At 63.2% G+C, this 17,556-nt stretch carries 10 protein-coding genes; 5 read left to right on the forward strand and 5 right to left on the reverse strand.

Going from position 1 to position 17,556, the window contains the following annotated elements:
- Nucleotides 1–120: 120 nt before the first annotated feature.
- Nucleotides 121–1,344 (reverse strand): MFS transporter, encoded by a 1,224-nt coding sequence (locus ABI213_RS04020; RefSeq protein ID WP_348006742.1) that lies wholly within the window; start codon nucleotides 1,342–1,344, stop codon nucleotides 121–123.
- 76 nt (nucleotides 1,345–1,420) lie between these two features.
- Between ABI213_RS04020 and ABI213_RS04025 the strand changes: the two genes are divergently transcribed.
- The 4 genes from ABI213_RS04025 to ABI213_RS04040 all read left to right on the forward strand — a co-directional run bounded on the left by ABI213_RS04025 (nucleotide 1,421) and on the right by ABI213_RS04040 (nucleotide 8,571).
- A complete protein-coding gene (locus ABI213_RS04025; RefSeq protein WP_348006743.1) occupies nucleotides 1,421–3,397 on the forward strand; it encodes a DNA topoisomerase IV subunit B in 1,977 nt (658 codons plus the stop codon).
- Nucleotides 3,398–3,452: 55 nt separating this feature from the next.
- Nucleotides 3,453–4,196: a lytic transglycosylase domain-containing protein gene (locus ABI213_RS04030; protein WP_348006744.1), complete on the forward strand. Its 744-nt coding sequence runs from the start codon at nucleotides 3,453–3,455 to the stop codon at nucleotides 4,194–4,196.
- A 69-nt stretch (nucleotides 4,197–4,265) separates the two neighbouring features.
- Entirely contained in the window at nucleotides 4,266–6,677 is a 2,412-nt protein-coding gene (gene parC, locus ABI213_RS04035) for a DNA topoisomerase IV subunit A (protein ID WP_348006745.1), read from the forward strand.
- A 79-nt stretch (nucleotides 6,678–6,756) separates the two neighbouring features.
- Nucleotides 6,757–8,571, forward strand: a complete 1,815-nt coding sequence (locus ABI213_RS04040) for a methyl-accepting chemotaxis protein (protein WP_348026169.1) — start codon at nucleotides 6,757–6,759, stop codon at nucleotides 8,569–8,571.
- Here the strand turns inward: ABI213_RS04040 and ABI213_RS04045 are convergent.
- The 4 genes from ABI213_RS04045 to ABI213_RS04060 all read right to left on the reverse strand — a co-directional run bounded on the left by ABI213_RS04045 (nucleotide 8,568) and on the right by ABI213_RS04060 (nucleotide 16,491).
- Nucleotides 8,568–9,026, reverse strand: coding sequence for a RidA family protein (locus ABI213_RS04045; RefSeq protein WP_348006747.1), 459 nt, complete (start codon nucleotides 9,024–9,026; stop codon nucleotides 8,568–8,570). The two genes, ABI213_RS04040 and ABI213_RS04045, sit on opposite strands and share 4 nt — an antisense overlap.
- Nucleotides 9,027–9,128: 102 nt before the next feature.
- Nucleotides 9,129–10,127 (reverse strand): transglutaminase family protein, encoded by a 999-nt coding sequence (locus ABI213_RS04050; RefSeq protein WP_348006748.1) that lies wholly within the window; start codon nucleotides 10,125–10,127, stop codon nucleotides 9,129–9,131.
- A 12-nt stretch (nucleotides 10,128–10,139) separates the two neighbouring features.
- The gene (locus tag ABI213_RS04055) at nucleotides 10,140–12,725 is read right to left on the reverse strand and encodes a circularly permuted type 2 ATP-grasp protein (protein ID WP_348006749.1); all 2,586 of its coding nucleotides are present in this window, start codon (nucleotides 12,723–12,725) and stop codon (nucleotides 10,140–10,142) included.
- Between the two features lie 172 nt (nucleotides 12,726–12,897).
- Nucleotides 12,898–16,491, reverse strand: coding sequence for a transglutaminase family protein (locus ABI213_RS04060; RefSeq protein WP_348006750.1), 3,594 nt, complete (start codon nucleotides 16,489–16,491; stop codon nucleotides 12,898–12,900).
- A gap of 118 nt (nucleotides 16,492–16,609) precedes the next feature.
- Between ABI213_RS04060 and ABI213_RS04065 the strand changes: the two genes are divergently transcribed.
- The coding region (locus ABI213_RS04065; protein WP_348026171.1) for a ComEC/Rec2 family competence protein at nucleotides 16,610–17,556 on the forward strand (947 nt) is incomplete at its 3' end.

Here is a 17,556-nt window from a genome sequence, read left to right on the forward strand (position 1 = left end):
AAACAGGCCCAGAGCTGGTCGGCCAGAGCCACCAGGAACTCCGGGCGGGTGTAGAGCGCAAACACCCCGGCCAGCGCCGCCAGAGCCGCGCACCACCAGAGCAGTGGTTTTGCCATGGTTTCAAGCCCCTTGTGCCAACCCGCCCGCGCGGCGGATGGGCGCTTCTTTGACCGGCAGATTCACCAGCCCGGCAAACACGCCCAGGGCGATGGCGATGTACCAGACCAGGTCGTAGTTGCCGTTGCGGTCGTACAGCACGCCGCCCAGCCACACACCCAGGAAGGAGCCAATTTGATGGCTCAGAAACACAAAGCCACTCAGCATCGACATGTGCTGGATGCCAAAAATCTGCGCCAGCGCAGCATTGGTGGGTGGCACGGTAGACAGCCACAGCACCCCCATCACCGCCGCAAAAATGTAGACACTGGTGGGCGACAGCGGGGCCAGCAAGAAGATGCTGATGGTCACAGCCCGCGCGAAGTAGATGAACGACAGAATGGTCTTTTTCTGCATGCGCTGCCCCAGCGTGCCTGCCGCATAGGTGCCCACCACGTTGAACAGGCCGATCAGCGCCAAAGCGTAGCTGGCCACCTGGGGCGACAAGCCCTTGTCGCGCAAGTAGCTGGGCATGTGCACGCCAATGAAAACCACCTGGAAGCCGCAGACAAAATAGCCCGCCATCAGCAACTGAAAGCTAGGGTATTTGAAGGCCTCTTTAAGCGCTTCGCCAATCGTTTGGTCCCGCTGGACGGCCTCGGCACCGGCAAAACCGGGTTCGCGCAGTCCCCAAGACAACGGAATCATCAAACAAGCCGCGCCCCCCAGCACCACCAGCGCCTGTTGCCAGCCCAGGTGGCTGATCAGCAGCCCTTCGGTTGGCACCATCAGAAACTGGCCAAACGAGCCTGCCGCTGCCGCAATGCCCATGGCCCACGAGCGCTTGTTGGCCGCCACATTGCGCCCGATCACGCCATAAATCACCGCGTAGGTGGTGCCCGCCTGGGCGATGCCGATCAACACCCCGGCGCTCAGCGTAAACAGCAGCGGCGTGGGCGCATGCGCCATGCCGATTAGCCCCAGCGCGTAGCACAGCGTGCCCACCACAATCACCTTCACGGCCCCCAGCTTATCGGCCAGCATGCCCGCAAACACGCCGCTGATGCCCCAGGTCAGGTTCTGGATGGCAATGGCAAAGGCAAAGGTTTCGCGGGTCCAGCCCTGGGCCTGGGTGATGGGTTGCAGCCACAGACCAAAGCCGTGGCGGATACCCATGGACAAAGTGACGATGGCACCGCCGCAGATGAGTAACTGGATGAGGGAAAGAGGAGCTTTGGAACTTTGCATGGCTTTACTGTACCCAGTTTGGTGCAAACGGTTTGTACAACTGTGGTTGCATCCAGTGCTCTACAATCTTGAAAATATGGCCACCCAAAATCCTGCAATTCCCGCATATTCCGAAAGCTCGATCCGCGTCCTCAAGGGCCTGGAGCCCGTTAAGCAGCGCCCGGGCATGTACACCCGCACCGACAACCCCCTGCACGTCATCCAGGAAGTGCTGGACAACGCGGCCGACGAGGCGCTGGCAGGCCACGGCAAGAAGATCCGTGTGACGCTGTTTGCCGACGGCTCGGTCGGCATTGAGGATGATGGCCGGGGTATCCCGTTTGGCATGCACCCCGAAGAAAACGCCCCGGTGATCGAGCTGGTGTTCACCCGCCTGCACGCGGGCGGCAAGTTCGACAAGGGTAAAGGCGGGGCCTACAGCTTCTCGGGTGGTCTGCACGGCGTGGGGGTCAGCGTGACGAATGCGCTGGCAACCCGGCTGGAAGCCACCTCGTACCGCGAAGGCTCGGTGGCCCAGCTCGTATTTGCCGCCGGTGACGTGGTCGAACCCTTGCAGGTGCGCAAGGCCGAGGCGGGCGACCGCAAGGCCGGCACCAGCGTGCGCGTCTGGCCCGACCCCAAATATTTTGAATCTTCGGTCTTGCCGATGGCCGAGCTGACGCATTTGCTGCGCAGCAAAGCCGTGCTGATGCCCGGCGTAACGGTCACCCTGACGATCGAGAAGACCAAGGACGTGCAGACCTGGGCCTACAAAGGCGGCCTGCGCGACTACCTGACGCAGACCCTGCACGGTGAGCCGGTGATTCCGCTGTTCGAGGGTGAAGGTTTTGCCGACAGCGGCCACGACACCTTTGCCGAAGGCGAGGGCGCGCAGTGGTGCGTGGCCTTTACCGAAGACGGCGCGCCCATGCGCGAGAGTTACGTCAACCTGATTCCCACCAGCGTTGGCGGCACCCACGAATCCGGCCTGCGCGACGGCCTGTTCACGGCGGTCAAAAGCTTCATCGAGCTGCATTCCTTGCTGCCCAAGGGCGTGAAGCTGCTGCCCGAAGACGTGTTTGCCCGCGCCAGCTTTGTGCTCAGCGCCAAGGTGCTGGACCCGCAGTTCCAGGGCCAGATCAAGGAGCGGCTGAATTCGCGCGACGCGGTGCGCCTGGTGTCCAGCTTTGTGCGGCCCACCCTGGAGCTGTGGCTGAACCAGCACGTGGACTACGGCAAAAAGCTGGCCGAACTGGCCATCAAAGCCGCCCAGTCCCGCCAGAAAGCCGGACAAAAGGTCGAAAAGCGCAAAGGCTCCGGTGTGGCCGTGCTGCCCGGCAAGCTGACCGATTGCGAAAGCAAGGATTTAGCCCAAAACGAGGTGTTTCTAGTCGAGGGTGACTCTGCGGGTGGCAGCGCCAAAATGGGCCGCGACAAAGCCAGCCAGGCCATTCTGCCCCTGCGTGGCAAGGTACTGAACACCTGGGAGGTAGAGCGCGACCGGCTGTTTGCCAACACCGAAATCCACGACATCTCGGTGGCCATCGGCGTGGACCCGCACGGTCCTAACGATTCCCCCGACCTGAGCGGCCTGCGCTACGGCAAGATTTGTATCCTCAGCGACGCGGATGTGGACGGCTCGCACATCCAGGTGCTGCTGCTGACCCTGTTTTTCCGGCACTTCCCCAAGCTGATCGAAACCGGCCACGTGTTCGTCGCCCGCCCGCCGCTGTACCGGGTGGACGCGCCCGCGCGGGGCAAAAAGCCGGCCAGCAAAGCCTACGCGCTGGACGAAGGTGAACTCGGTGCCATTCTGGACAAGCTGCGCAAGGAAAATGTGCGCGAAGGGGCCTGGAGCATCAGCCGCTTCAAGGGCCTGGGCGAGATGAATGCCGAGCAACTGTGGGACACCACGTTAAATCCGGATACCCGCCGCCTCTTGCCGGTACAGCTGGGCAGTGTTAACTTCGCCCAGACCGAAAGCCTGATCACCAAGCTGATGGGCAAAGGCGAAGCCGCATCGCGGCGTGAGTTGATGGAGCTGCACGGTGATACCGTCGAGCTCGACGTTTAACAAATTTATGAACAAAATAAGCCTCTGGCGCAGATTCTGTATAGGTATTGCGCTATTGATAACGCAGCATGTCGCCCTGGCCGACGTGTGGGGCTATATCGACCCGCAGGGGGTAGCGCACTTTGCTACCGAGCGCACGGACGAGCGCTACGAGCTGTTCTACAAGGGCGATGAAAGCTTTGACACCACCCAGGGACTCAAGGCGGTCAGTACGGCTTTGCCCGTGGATGTGCCTACCGTACCGACCAAGCTGCTGGCGTTTTTTGATATTTCGCCCAGCTACAAATTGGTTAAACACCATTTGCGCGAGGCTTCCACCAAGCTGAGCATCGATTACGAGCTGCTGCAGGCCCTGATCGTGGCCGAGTCGGGCTTTAACAGCACCGCCGTGTCGCCCAAGGGCGCTGTGGGCCTGATGCAGATCATGCCGGCCACGGCCGAGCGCTACGGGTTGGTGGGCGATCCCAAAAACAGCATCGAACAAAAACTGACCGACCCCAAAACCAATATCCGCATCGGCGCGCGCTACCTCAGCGATTTGATCAATATGTTTCCTGGCCAGCTGGATCTGGCGGTGGCCTCGTACAACGCGGGCGAGGGCGCAGTGCAAAAAGCGGGCAACCGCATTCCCAACTTCAAGGAAACCCAGGCCTACGTGAAAACCGTGCTCCAGCTCTACAACGGCCTCAAGCCGCCCGCTTTGGCCGAGCAGCGCCGCCAGCCTTCGCGTATCCGCATGGAGCTCTCTGGCGGTGCCGTGGGTCGGGGTAACCTGCCATCGGTGGCCGGTTTGCCCTGACGCGGTTGGCTTTTTTTAGGTTTTTGCGGCGCCCCTGGCCGCTGTCTTTTTTCTTTTCCCCCACTCTCCATGACCGACCAATCTGAACTGGACCTGCCCGAGGATCCACCCTTGCTGCCGCCAGAAGACACCTCTGAGCCGCCCATCGACGACGATGGCCTGAGCCTGGCCAGCTACGCCCAGCGCGCCTACCTGGAATACGCCCTGAGCGTGGTCAAGGGCCGCGCCATTCCCGACGTGACCGATGGCCAGAAGCCGGTGCAGCGCCGCATTCTGTATTCCATGTCGCGCATGGGCCTGGGTTTTGGCGGTGCCAATGGGGCCACCGGGGCCAAGCCGGTCAAATGCGCCCGCGTGGTCGGTGATGTGCTGGGCCGTTTCCACCCCCATGGCGACCAAGCGGCGTACGACGCACTGGTGCGCATGGCGCAAGATTTCAGCCAGCGCTACCCGCTGATCGACGGCCAGGGCAACTTCGGTAGCCGCGACGGCGACGGTGCCGCAGCGATGCGCTACACCGAAGCGCGTTTGGCGCGCATCACCAGCCTGTTGCTGGACGAAATCGACGAAGGCACGGTGGACTTTGTGCCCAACTACGACGGCTCCACCCAAGAGCCGCAGCAGTTGCCTGCGCGCCTGCCGTTTAATTTGCTCAACGGTGCCAGTGGCATCGCCGTGGGTCTGGCCACCGAAATCCCCAGCCACAACCTGCGCGAAATTGCCGATGCCTGTGTGGCGCTGATCAAGACACCGCAGCTGACCGAGGAAGAGCTGTTTGCCCTGGTGCCCGGCCCGGACTACCCCGGTGGCGGCCAAATCATCAGCAGCGCCACCGACATTGCCGATGCCTACCGCAGCGGACGCGGCTCGCTCAAGGTGCGGGCCCGCTGGAAGATTGAAGAGCTGGCACGTGGCCAGTGGCAACTGGTGGTGGGCGAGCTGCCGCCCGGCGTCAGTACCCAGCGCGTGCTGGAAGAAATCGAAGAACTCACCAATCCGCGCATCAAGGCCGGCAAAAAAGCCCTGAGCCTGGAGCAGACGCAGCTGAAAGCCTCGGTGTTGTCGGTGCTGGACGTGGTGCGCGACGAATCCAACAAAGACGCGGCGGTGCGTCTGGTGTTCGAGCCCAAGACCAGCCGCATCGAACAGCAGGAGCTGATCACCGCACTGCTGGCCCACACCAGTTTAGAGACCAGTTCGCCCATCAACCTGACCATGATCGGGCTGGACGGCCGTCCCATGCAGAAGTCGCTGCGCCAGATGCTGCAAGAGTGGATTGACTTTCGCCAGACCACTATCCAGCGGCGCAGCCAGCACCGACTGGGCAAAGTACTGGAGCGCATCCACATTTTGGAGGGGCGGCAGATTGTGCTGCTCAATATCGACGAGGTGATCGCCATCATCCGCCAGGCCGACGAGCCCAAAGCGGCGCTGATTGCGCGCTTTAGTCTGAGCGACCGGCAGGCCGAAGACATCCTTGAAATCCGCCTGCGCCAACTGGCCCGGCTGGAGGCGATCAAGATCGAGCAGGAGCTGAAAACCCTGCGCGAGGATCAAGCCAAGCTGGATGAACTGCTGGCCAACCCGGCCGTGCTGCGCCGTTTGATGGTGAAAGAGATCGAGGCCGACGCCAAGATTTTTGCCGACCCGCGCCGCACGCTGATCCAGGCCGAAAAGCGCGCCGTGGTTGAAGTCAAGGTGGTGGACGAGCCGGTGACCGTGGTGGTATCGCAAAAAGGCTGGGTCCGGGCCCAGAAGGGCTGGGCCAAAGACCCGAATGGCCAGCCCGAATACAGCTTCAAGTCCGGCGACGCGCTGTACGGCACTTTTGAATGCCGCAGCGTCGATACCCTGCTGGTGTTTGGTACGGCCAAAGACAAGGTGGGCCGCGTCTACACCGTGCCGGTGGCCTCGCTGCCCGGCGCGCGCGGCGACGGCCAGCCCGTGACCACGCTGATCGAGCTCGAATCCGGCACCCAGGTGGCGCATTATTTTGCCGGGCCGGGCAGCGCCACGCTGCTGCTGTCCAGCTCGGGCGGTTATGGCTTTTTGGCCACCGTGGACGACATGCAGGCCCGCAACAAGAGCGGCAAGGCTTTCATCACCGTGGGCGAAGGAGAGGCGGTGAACCCGCCCTCGCACGCTAGCGGCTCCAGTGGCAGCCAGCCGGTGGCACCCGCCACCCATGTGGCCTGTGCCTCCACGGGCGGGCGGATTCTGACCTTCGAGATCGCCGACTTAAAGCTCCAGCCCAAGGGCGGACGCGGTCTGATGTTGATTGCTCTGGAAGATGCCGACACCCTGGCCGGTGCGGCGGCCTACACCCGCAGCATCCGTATCGACGGTATGGGGCGCGGTGCCAAGCCGCGGTCCGAGACGTTGGAAATCCGCAGTTTGAACAACGCGCGGGCGGTGCGTGGGCGCAAAGGCAAGCTGGCCGATCTGGGCTTTAAACCCAGCAGCGTGGAGCGGGTGGAATAAGGGTGTTCAGGCTATTTCCTGGGGGGTGAATCTGTCACAATTTGTGCGGCAGACAAATCTCGCATAACCAGGAGACATTATGAACTTCAGCAATTTGCGCGTAGCGGCAAAACTCTGGCTGGCCGTGGGAGCGATTGTGACGGCAGTGCTGGTATTGGCTGGGATCACTGGTTACCGTTCCATGGCATTGCAGGTCCAAACCCAGGCTGCCCAACTCGCCATGGACCAGCGTGTGATCCAGTCCACCCGCTGGGCGGGCTTGACCACCCTAAATGCAGTGCGCGCCGAGGCTTCCTTGCTGAGTTCCGACCCTGGTGTGGGGGTGGCCTTCAAAGAGCCCACTACCGCCACCAGTGCGCAGATTACCGAGATCCAGAAGAGTATTTCCGCGATGGAGTTGAGTCCGGCGGACAAAGCCCAGCTCGACACCATTGCGGCTTCCCGAACCAAGGTGCTCGACAGCCGAGCCCGCGCGCAGCAGCTGAAAAAAGACGGTAAGGCTGAGGAGGCACTGGCACTTCTGCAAGGTGAAGTGAAAACTGCAGTCAGCACCTATTTGGGCGACCAACGCAAGTTTGTCGAAATGCAAGAGCAGGCGCTGGCGCAGTCCGATGCGGATGCCAAAGCCGAACGCGCCGTGCTATTCAATATCATCTGCGTGTGCTTGGCCTTGCTGGTGCTGGGCCTGCTGGTAGGGGCGTTCTGGCTGATTCGCAGCATCCAGCAGCCTTTGGGTTTGGCCAACCAGGCCGCGGCCCGCATCGCTGAAGGAGACCTCAGCATGTCGCTGGATTCGGCACGCAAGGATGAGTTTGGTGACCTGCTGCGCTCGCTCAGCGCCATGAGCCTGTCGCTGGGCCGCATGGTCCACCAGGTGCGCCAAAGCACCGACAGCATCGCCACCGCCAGCTCCGAAATTGCCAGTGGCAACAACGACCTGGCGGCCCGCACCGAGCAGACCGCCAGCAACCTGCAGCAAACGGCTGCCTCCATGGACCACCTGACCCAGACCGTGCGCCAAAGCGCCGAAAACGCCAACCAGGCCAGTTCGCTGGCGGCCAGTGCGTCCAGCGTGGCGCAAAAGGGCGGCGAGGTAGTCAAGCAAGTGGTGGTGACCATGGAAGAGATCAACGCCAGCAGCAAGAAGATATCCGACATCATCGGTGTGATTGACGGCATTGCCTTCCAGACCAATATCCTGGCGCTCAACGCGGCGGTGGAAGCGGCCCGCGCCGGTGAGCAAGGCCGGGGTTTTGCGGTAGTGGCCAGCGAAGTGCGTAGCTTGGCGCAGCGCAGCGCCCAGGCGGCCAAGGAGATCAAGGGCCTGATCGGCACCTCGGTGGAAAAGGTCGATTCCGGCGCGCGCTTGGTGGCCGAGGCGGGCAGCACCATGAGCGACATCGTGCAGTCGGTCAAGCGCGTGACCGATATCGTCGGCGAGATCACCGCTGCGGCCACCGAGCAAAGCACGGGCATCAACGAGATCAACCGCGCAGTGGTCAACCTGGACCAGATGACGCAGCAGAACTCGGCCTTGGTCGAGGAAAGCGCTGCCGCCGCCACCAGCATGCGCGAACAGGCCGGCCAGCTGGCCACGGCGGTGGCGGTGTTCAAGGTGAATCCGTCACTGCATGGCGGCCGGTCAGTGGCCTACACCGCGGCACCCGTTCCCGCACCCGTACGGCACACGCCGGTGGCTGCACCGCGGGCCCCGGCGGCCAAGCTGCCGAACAAGACGGTTAAGGCAAAACCTGCGCCAGCCAAGCCCGCTGCGGTGGCTGCGCCCTTACGTGCCAACAGCGGCGCAGGCCCTTTGGCCCGTTCCTTGGCGGCCCCCAAGACCAAACCCGCTGCAGCCCCTGCTGGGGGTGAAGGCGACTGGGAAAGCTTTTAAGCTACTTCTGCAATCAGTTCGATTTCAACGCAGGCACCCATGGGGATCTGCGCCACGCCAAAGGCGCTACGGGCATGGGCTCCGATGACCGGGCCAAACACCGCGCCCAGCAACTCGCTGGCACCGTTGGTGACCAGGTGCTGCTCGGTGAAGTCGGCGGTGGAGTTGACCAGCGACATCAGCTTCACGATGCGGGTGACCTTGTTCAGGTCGCCCACCGCCGCGTGCAGCGTGCCCAGCAGGTCAATGGCGATAGCCCGCGCAGCATCCTTGCCCTCTGGGGTGGCGATGTTTTTACCCAATTGACCCATCCACACTTTGCCGTCTTGCTTGGCGATGTGGCCGCTCAGGAATACCAGCTTGCCGGTTTGCACAAATGGTACGTAGGCGGCCGCCGGAATAGCGATGGGAGGCAGGGTTATATTGAGTTCTTGCAACTTGGCGTAAATGTCCATGGTCTGTCCTTTTGGTAGTGAAATAAGCCTCTGACGCAGATGCTAGCTGCGCGAGTAGCTATGAATTATGTAGTGCGGCTCTTTTATGCGCTGCACTGCGATTTACTGCCACTGTTGGGTGGGTGGCAACCAGATACTGCTTTGGCTCTGCGATTGTGATTGCGCGGGGCCGTCCCCCGTCTGGCTGGCCCGTACGGGCGGAGGCGGTGGTGGGGTCACGGGCTCCAGCGGCATCACCGTCACCGCCACGCTCAGGGTGTGGCTGGCGCCGCCATGGATGACGCCGCGCATGGGCGATACGTCAGAGTAATCGCGGCCTGTGGCCAAGGTGACGTAGTCGTCGCCTGGCGCCCGGTTGTTGGTGGGATCAAAGTCGCACCAGCCCAGATCGCCAGTTTGGTCGGGCACGTAAACCGAGGCCCAGGCGTGCGACGCATCGCTGCCAATCAGCCGCGGCTGGCCCGGTGCCGGGTGGGTCAGCAGATAGCCGCTGACGTAGCGCGCCGGCAGGCCCATGGCGCGGCAGCAGGCCACCATGATGTGGGCGAAGTCCTGGCACACGCCTTTGCGCAATGCCAATGCCTCGACGGCCGGGGTGTTGACCTCGGTGCTTTCCGACGAGTAAGTGAAGTCATCAAAAATGCGTTCCATCAGGTTCTGCGCGGCGGCCAGCAGCGGCACACCCGGGCCAAAGCTGGGCTTGGCATAGGCCAGAAAATCCGGGTGGCGCGGCACGTAGGGCGAGGCAAAAACAAATTCCGAAGCGGCGCTGAACTGGGCCCCGGCCCGGTAGCGAAAGCGCTCGCGTACCTGCTCCCAGGTGAGCATGCTGGCAGGCCACACCGGCACGCTGGTACGCACCAGGCTGCGAGCCACCACGCTGAGTTCTTCGTGTACGGCCTGTAGCGCAAAGAACGAGCACAGGTTGCCGTATACGTCGAGCGACTGGGTGAGCTGGCTGGGCGTGGGGCCGATGGTCAGGGTGTGGCTCAGCAACTGCTGGTGGGGCGTGCTGGGCGGGCGCAAATGCGCCACGTGCTGCGCGGTTTCTACCGCGGGCTGGTAGGCGTAATGGGTTTCGTGGGTGATCTCAAGTTGCATGGCCGTATTCCATCAGGCTCCCAAACTGGTTTTCGAGTCCCGTGAATGGGTGAAGTAGGTGGCGCTGATTTCGTCGGATACATCAAATGCGCACTGGCTGCACTGCGCCAACAGGTCGGTCAACACAGTGTAGTGGCCTTGGGCATCCACGCTGCACAGCGCGGCCAGGTCCCAGTCGGCGAGCGACATGACTTTGTTCGACATGGCGCTGAGCACACCTGCCGGGCTGCCCGCCAGCTTGGCCAGGCGGCCGCGCAAGGTATGCGCCACCCAGGCTAACGAGCGCGGATTGTCCCGGTCCAGCACCAGCAAATCGACCAGTGCCGCCACATCGCGGCTCTGCTGGTACTGCGAGTGGAAGGTGATGGTGCTGTCAAACAGCGCCACCATGGCCTCGAAGCCGCCGGTGTTGGCCAACGAGCCCGCTTTGAAACCGCGTGCCAGGGCGGTAGACAAAAAGCCCAGGCGTTCGATATGCCGGCCAATGCTGAGCAAGCGCCAGCCGTCGTCGCGGGTCATGCGGTCAGTCTGGGCGCCGGTCATGGCGGCCAGGTGGGTGCTGGTGGCTTCCAATACGCGCAGGGCTGCGATGGGGGAGAAGTCACCATCCTTGGCATTTTTGGCACAGCGGCTGAAGAACTTTTCCTCGGCCCGCACGATCACGTTCCAGTGCTCTTGTGACAGCCGTTCGCGCAGCTTGGATGCCACCTGTTTGATGGCGCGCAGGTTGTAGCCCACACTGGGCACGGCACCGGGGTCGGCCAGCCCGGCAATCAGCGAGCGTTCGAACACCCGGCGGGCCTGTAGCGGCGAAGGCACCGCCGCCAGCACCAGGCCGTGGCGGGTGGCCATGTCGTGCAACCACACCAGCAGCGGCGTGGCGGTTTGGTCTTCTCCGCCCAGGCTGTCCAGGGTGCCCCGGGCTAAGCGCAGGCTGTTTTCAGTGCGTTCGGCGTAGCGGCCCAACCAAAACAGGTTTTCGGCGGCGCGGCTGGTGACGCGGTGGCTGCGCCGGGTCACGACTTCGGGCGATAGGCTGGCCTGCAGCAAGGTGGTGCGGTCTACCTCGCCGGTAGTTTTAACCCACACGTCGGCACTGCTGCCGCCGCGCTGCATGGAGGCCACGCTGTCGCGCGAATTGACCATGCGCGCCAGCCCGCCAGGCAGCACCCGCCAAGACTGAGGTCCGTCGGACACGGCAAACACGCGCAGCATCATGGAGCGCGGTGCGATGCGTGCCGGGTGGTTGGGATGGGCATTCCAGGTCGGCATTTGCGACAAGGGAAGGTAGGCTTGTACCGTATATTCGTCGCCCTGGCGGGCGATGCGGCCGGCCCATTCATCGAGCTCTCGGCGCGACAGGCTGCGGCCCAGCACGGCATCAAAGGCCCGGCGGCTAGCCGCGCCCTGGTAGGTCGGTTTGATGACGCTATTGGCCAGCTCGGGCAGGGCGGCGTCGGAGGCCGCGCGTTCGCCACACCACCAGGTCGGCAGGGCGGGCAACAGCAGTTCCTGGTTCAGCAAATGCCGCGACAACGCTGGCAAGAAACCTAAGAGTGCGGGCGATTCCAGAAACGCCGAACCGGGTGGGTTGGCCATCACCAGGTTGCCCGCACGCACTGCTTGCATCAGCCCCGGCACGCCCAGGCGGGAGTCGGGGCGCAGCTCCAATGGGTCCAGAAACTGGTCGTCTAGCCGCTTGAGCAGGCCGTGCACCGGCTCTAGCCCCTTGAGGGTCTTGAGGTACAAGCGCTGGTCACGCACCGTCAAGTCGCTGCCTTCCACCAGGGTCAGGCCCAGGTACCGGGCCAGGTAGGCATGCTCAAAATAGGTTTCGTTGTAGGGGCCGGGGGTCAACAGAGCGATGTGTGCGTCTTTGCCCGCCGGACTCATGCGTTTGAGGCCATCGACCATGCTCCGGTAGGTGGCGGCCAGCCGCTGGATGTGCAAGGACTCAAAGGCCTGTGGAAATAAACGCGAAATCGACAGGCGGTTTTCCAGCAAATAGCCCAAGCCCGAGGGTGCTTGGGTGCGCTGTGACACCACCCACCAGTTACCGTCGGGACCGCGGGCAAGGTCAAATGCGGTGATATGTAAATGCGTGCCGCCCAGGGGCTGCACGCCGTGCATAGGGCGCAAGTAGCCGGGGTGGCCTTGCACCAATGCGGGCGGCAGCAGGCCGCGCGCCAGCAGTTGCTGCGGGCCATAGATGTCTGCCAGCACCCGGTCGAGCACGCGCACACGCTGGAGTACGCCGGTTTCGATCTGTTTCCAGCTCTCGGGTGAGACGATCATGGGGAACAAATCGAGCGACCACGGCCGCTGCGGATTATCGGCATCGGCATAGACGTTGTAGGTCACGCCGTTGTCGTGGATCTGGTGCCGCAGCTGTTCGGTACGGTGGTTCAGGTCGGCAAAGCCATTGGAGCCAAGCTGCTCAAAAAATTCGTTCCACTCCGTCGTGAGCGGTGTTTGCTCTAAGGGGTTCTTCGGCGGAGCTGCATCGGTCGGGCGCGACTTGCCGCGCAGCTCGTCAAAGTGCCCGGCCATAGCCGGGCTGGCCAGTGCCGACGCCAGGGCGCGGGGGTCTTCTGACATCGGTATTTGAAAAAGGGGGGTGTTCTTATTTTCCACGTGTCACCCGATTGTCACACCAGAAATGGGACAAACGGGGCGCTGAATGGCATCAAAAATAGAGGGTAAATGGGCAAAAAGGCGCAAGCCCTCTGGCAGCTCCGCGTGGGGCTGCCAGAGGGCTGCACAACTGCGTTTACCGGCGCAAGTCCAGCGTAAACGGGAACTCTTTGCTGGCCGGGACGTTGATGGTCGCGGGCGGCACGTGCATCACGCCGGGCGTGTGGCCCATGCGGCTGAAGCGCGACAAGCGGCGGCTTTCGGCGGTGTAGGCATTCACCGGGAAGGTGTCGTAGCTCAGGCCACCGGGGTGGTTCACGAAGTACTGGCATCCGCCGATGGAGTGCTTCATCCAGGTGTCCACGATGTCGAAGGTCAACGGAGCGTGGATGCCGATGGTGGGGTGCAGGGCCGATGGTGGGTTCCAGGCGCGGTAACGCACGCCAGCCACAAATTCGCCATTGGTGCCGGTGGACTGCATGGGCATGGCACGGCCATTGCAGGTAATGACGTAGCGGCTTTGGTTCATGCCGGTCACTTTCACCTCGATGCGTTCCAGCGAGGAATCGACGTACCGGGCGGTGCCGGTGGAGCCGTTTTCTTCGCCCAGCACATGCCAGGGTTCCAGCGCGTTGCGCAACGTCATCTCGATGCCGCTGCTCTTCACATCGCCGACCAGCGGGAAGCGGAATTCCAGGTGCGGCGCGAACCAGCTGCGGTCGAAGGCAAAGCCTGCGGCCACCATTTCGTCGATCACATCGTGGAAGTCCATCTGGATGAAGGTCGGCAGCATGAAGCGGTCGTGTAGCTCGGTGCCCCAGCGGGTGGCAGGTGCCTTGTACGGGTTGTCCCAGAAGCGGGCCACCAGGGCGCGCAGCAGCAACTGTTGCGAGATGCTCATGCGGGCGTGCGGCGGCATTTCAAAGGCGCGCAGTTCCAGCAGACCCAGGCGGCCCGTGGCGCTGTCGGGCGAGTACATCTTGTCGATAGAGAACTCGCTGCGGTGGGTGTTGCCGGTGGCATCGATCAGGATGTTGCGCAACGTACGGTCCACGATCCAAGGCGGCATGTCCTGGCCGTATTTTTCGCGGTTCATGGCCACCTGCTCGATGGCGATTTCCAGCTCGTACAACTGGTCGTTGCGGGCTTCGTCCACGCGCGGCGACTGGCTGGTGGGACCGACAAACATGCCGCTGAACAAATAGCTCAGGCTGGGATGGTTGTGCCAGTACAGCAGCATGCTGGTCAGCAGCTCTGGCTTGCGCAGGAAGGGACTGTCGGAGGGCGTTGCGCCGCCCATCACGAAGTGGTTGCCACCGCCGGTGCCGATGTGGCGGCCGTCGGTCATGAACTTCTCGGCGCTCAGGCGCGATTCGAACGCGGCCTCATAGAGGAACTCGGTATTGGCCACCAGCTCGCCCCAGGTGGCTACAGGGTGCACGTTGACCTCAATCACGCCCGGATCAGGGGTCACGGCCAGCAGTTTCAGGCGCGGATCGCGCGGGGGCGGGTAGCCTTCCAGAACCAGTTTCACGCCCAGTTGCTCGGCGGTGTTTTCAATCGCGGCCAGCAGTTCCAGATAGTCTTCCAGCATCTCCAGTGGTGGCATGAAGATGTACAGCACGCCGGACTTCTCGCCCACGGCTTCGGCCTTGGGGCCGCTGGCGCGGCGCGGATCGCGCACTTCAACGCACAGCGCGGTGCGCGTCAGCCAGTGGGCGGACTCGTTCTTGCCAGGCACGCGGGTGGCGAAGCTGGCCGGCTCGGTTTGCATCGGGCTGTGGGCGCTGGCCAGGGGCGGCACTGCGGTGTAGGCACTGGCCACCTGGTCTTGGCGCTGGCGAGTGGCTTCGGGCACCGGGTTCACACCGGCCTGGAAGGGCAGGGTGGCACGCTCGGTCAGCGTGGGGATACTGGTGGCTGGGGCCACGCCGGGCCGGGCTGGGCCGCCGACGGCGGTCATGTTGGTGGTAAATACACCCGGTTTGGCGGCGGAACGCTGTGCATAGCGGGCGTACATGCTGCTGGATTCAGGCAGCGGTTCGCGCGGGATGGACGGGTCTTGCTCGACCATGTAGGGAAACTCGGCCTCGCTAACCCAAGGCAGCGAGTCGAGTGGCAGGCGCAGGCCCATGGGGGAGTCACCCGGCATCAGGTACATGCGTTCGTCACGCACGAACCAAGGACCGGTGGTCCACACGGGGCCCGCCACGCGGGAGGTATCGGCGGGTTTGACGGGCAGCACGTAGCCGATCACCGCGTCCAGTTTCTGCTCGAACACGCGGCGCAGGCGGGCACGTTCCATTTCGTCGCCCAGCTTGGAGTTGAACGGGTCCACGTTGACCGGCAGGCGGCGTTCGCGCCACAGGTAGTACCAGGTGTCTTCGTGGGCGGCGACGATGAACTTGGGCGTGATGCCCAGGTTAGTGGCCAGCTTTTCGGTAAAACGGCGGGCATCTTCGCTGGTGTAGCTGGACGGCACGCGCTCGTCGGCAAACAGGTCGGGGTTGCGCCACACGGGCTGGCCATCGGTGCGCCAGAAGATGTTGAGCGCCCAGCGGGGCAGCTGCTCGCCGGGGTACCACTTGCCCTGGCCGAAGTGCAGAAAGCCGCCTTGGCCGTACTGGTCGCGCAGCTTGTGGGTCAGGCCGGTGGCAAAGGCACGCTTCGTCGGGCCGAGGGCATCGGTGTTCCATTCGGCGGCATCGCGGTCGCTCACGGCCACAAAGGTGGGCTCGCCGCCCATGGTCAGGCGCACGTCGCCAGCCGCCAGTTTTTCATCGACCTTTTCGCCCAGGGCCAGGATGTCGGCCCACTGTTCGTCGGTGTAAGGCTTGGTGACACGGGGGGATTCGTACAGGCGGGTGACCACCATGTGGTGGGCGAATTCGACCTCGGCTTCGTCCACGCCGCCTTCGATTGGCGCTGCGCTGGACGGCTGGGGTGTGCAGGCCAGTGGGATGTGGCCTTCGCCTGCGAACAGGCCCGAGGTGGCATCCAGACCGACCCAGCCTGCGCCGGGTAAAAACACTTCGCACCAGGCGTGCAGATCGGTGAAATCGACCGTGGTGCCGCTGGGGCCGTCCAGGGCTTTCACGTCGGGGGTGAGCTGGATCAGGTAACCCGACACAAAGCGCGCGGCCAGGCCGCAGTGGCGCAGCAGTTGCACCAGCAGCCAGCCAGAATCGCGGCAGGAGCCGCTGGCTTTTTCCAGCGTTTCTTCGGGGGTTTGCACACCGGGTTCCATGCGGATCAGGTACTTGATGTCACCCTGGATTTGCTGGTTGATGGCGACCAGGAAGTCGTTGGTGGGCTGGGTTTTCAGGTCCAGCTTGTCCAGGTAGGCTTGGACCAGCGGGGTGGCGGGCTCGGTGACCAGGTAGGGAGAAAGCTCTTCTTGCAGCGTGGGGCTGTACTTGAAGGGGAAGTTCTGCGCCTCGGGCTCCAGAAAGTAGTCGAATGGGTTGTAGACCGCCATTTCGACGACCAGATCCACCGTGACCTTGAATTCGGTGGTTTTGGCGGGGAACACCAGGCGGGCCTGCCAGTTGGCAAACGGGTCTTGCTGCCAGTTCACAAAGTGGTCAGCGGGCTCGATCTTGAGCGAATAAGAGATGACGTTGCTGCGGCAGTGGGGTGCGGGACGTAGACGGATGACCTGTGGGCCGAGGTTGACCGGGCGGTCGTACTTATAGTGCGTAACGTGGTTCAGTGCGGCATGAATGGACATGGATGCGTCTCTTAGGGCTTCAAAAAAGATGGTTTCGGCAACGCCAGAACCTACCCGCATACTAGCAAGTCCTGAGCCATGGATCGCCTGTGGCGTGTTGCGATTGGGGTATGACCTTATGCAAATCCAGTGGCCTTCGGAGATCAAACGCGTGGCGCTGGTGGCCCCAGGTTTGCTCGGCTGGGCGCTCGGCACCGGCCTGCAGTTGGAACAGGGTGAACTGTGGTCGGGCGGGGTTTATATGGAATTTATGCTGCTGGCGCTTGTGCTGATTGCGCTGGCAGCTATTAATAAAATAGCGTTGTGGTTGGCGGCGGGGTCGGGCGTGTTGCGTTGGCTGGTGGCGCTGCTGGGCGGATTGTTGCTGGCGTTCGGGCTGTGCGGCGCGCGGGCTGTGGCATTTTCTGACACCGCTTTAGACCCGAATTTAGAGGGGCGTGACATCCGCGTGGTCGGTATTGTGGTGGCGATGCCACAGCGCAGCGAAGCGGGCCTGCGGTTTCGCCTGCAAGTGGAGTCGGCGCGGCTGGACGCTGCATCTGCGGCCGTGCCGCCGATGATCGACCTGGCCTGGTACAGCGGCATGCTGGCGTTTGGCGCGGGCGGCAGCGCCACCCAACTTGAGCTGCAACGCCAGCCCGACGATCTGCGCGCCGGGGAGCGCTGGCAGATGACGGTGCGCCTCAAGGCCCCGCATGGCGGGCGCAATCCCCATGGTTTTGACTATGAACTCTGGCTGTGGGAGCAGGGCGTGCAGGCCACCGGCAGCGTGCGCGCCGGGCCCAAAGATGTGGCGCCGCAGCGCCTGGCCGACACCTGGCAGCACCCGGTGGAGCGGGCTCGGCAGGCGGTACGCGACAGCATCTATTTGCACGTGGTGGATAGGCATCTGGCCGGAGTTATCGCCGCGCTGGTGGTGGGTGACCAGAACGCCATTGAGCGTGCCGATTGGGACCTGTTCCGTGCCACGGGCGTGGCGCATTTGATGAGTATTTCAGGGCTGCACGTGACCATGTTTGCCTGGCTGGCCGCCGCCGCCGTGGGCTGGCTTTGGCGGCGCAGCGA

The organism is Rhodoferax sp. (assembly GCF_039922535.1).
In the GTDB taxonomy this organism is placed as follows: domain Bacteria; phylum Pseudomonadota; class Gammaproteobacteria; order Burkholderiales; family Burkholderiaceae_C; genus Rhodoferax_B.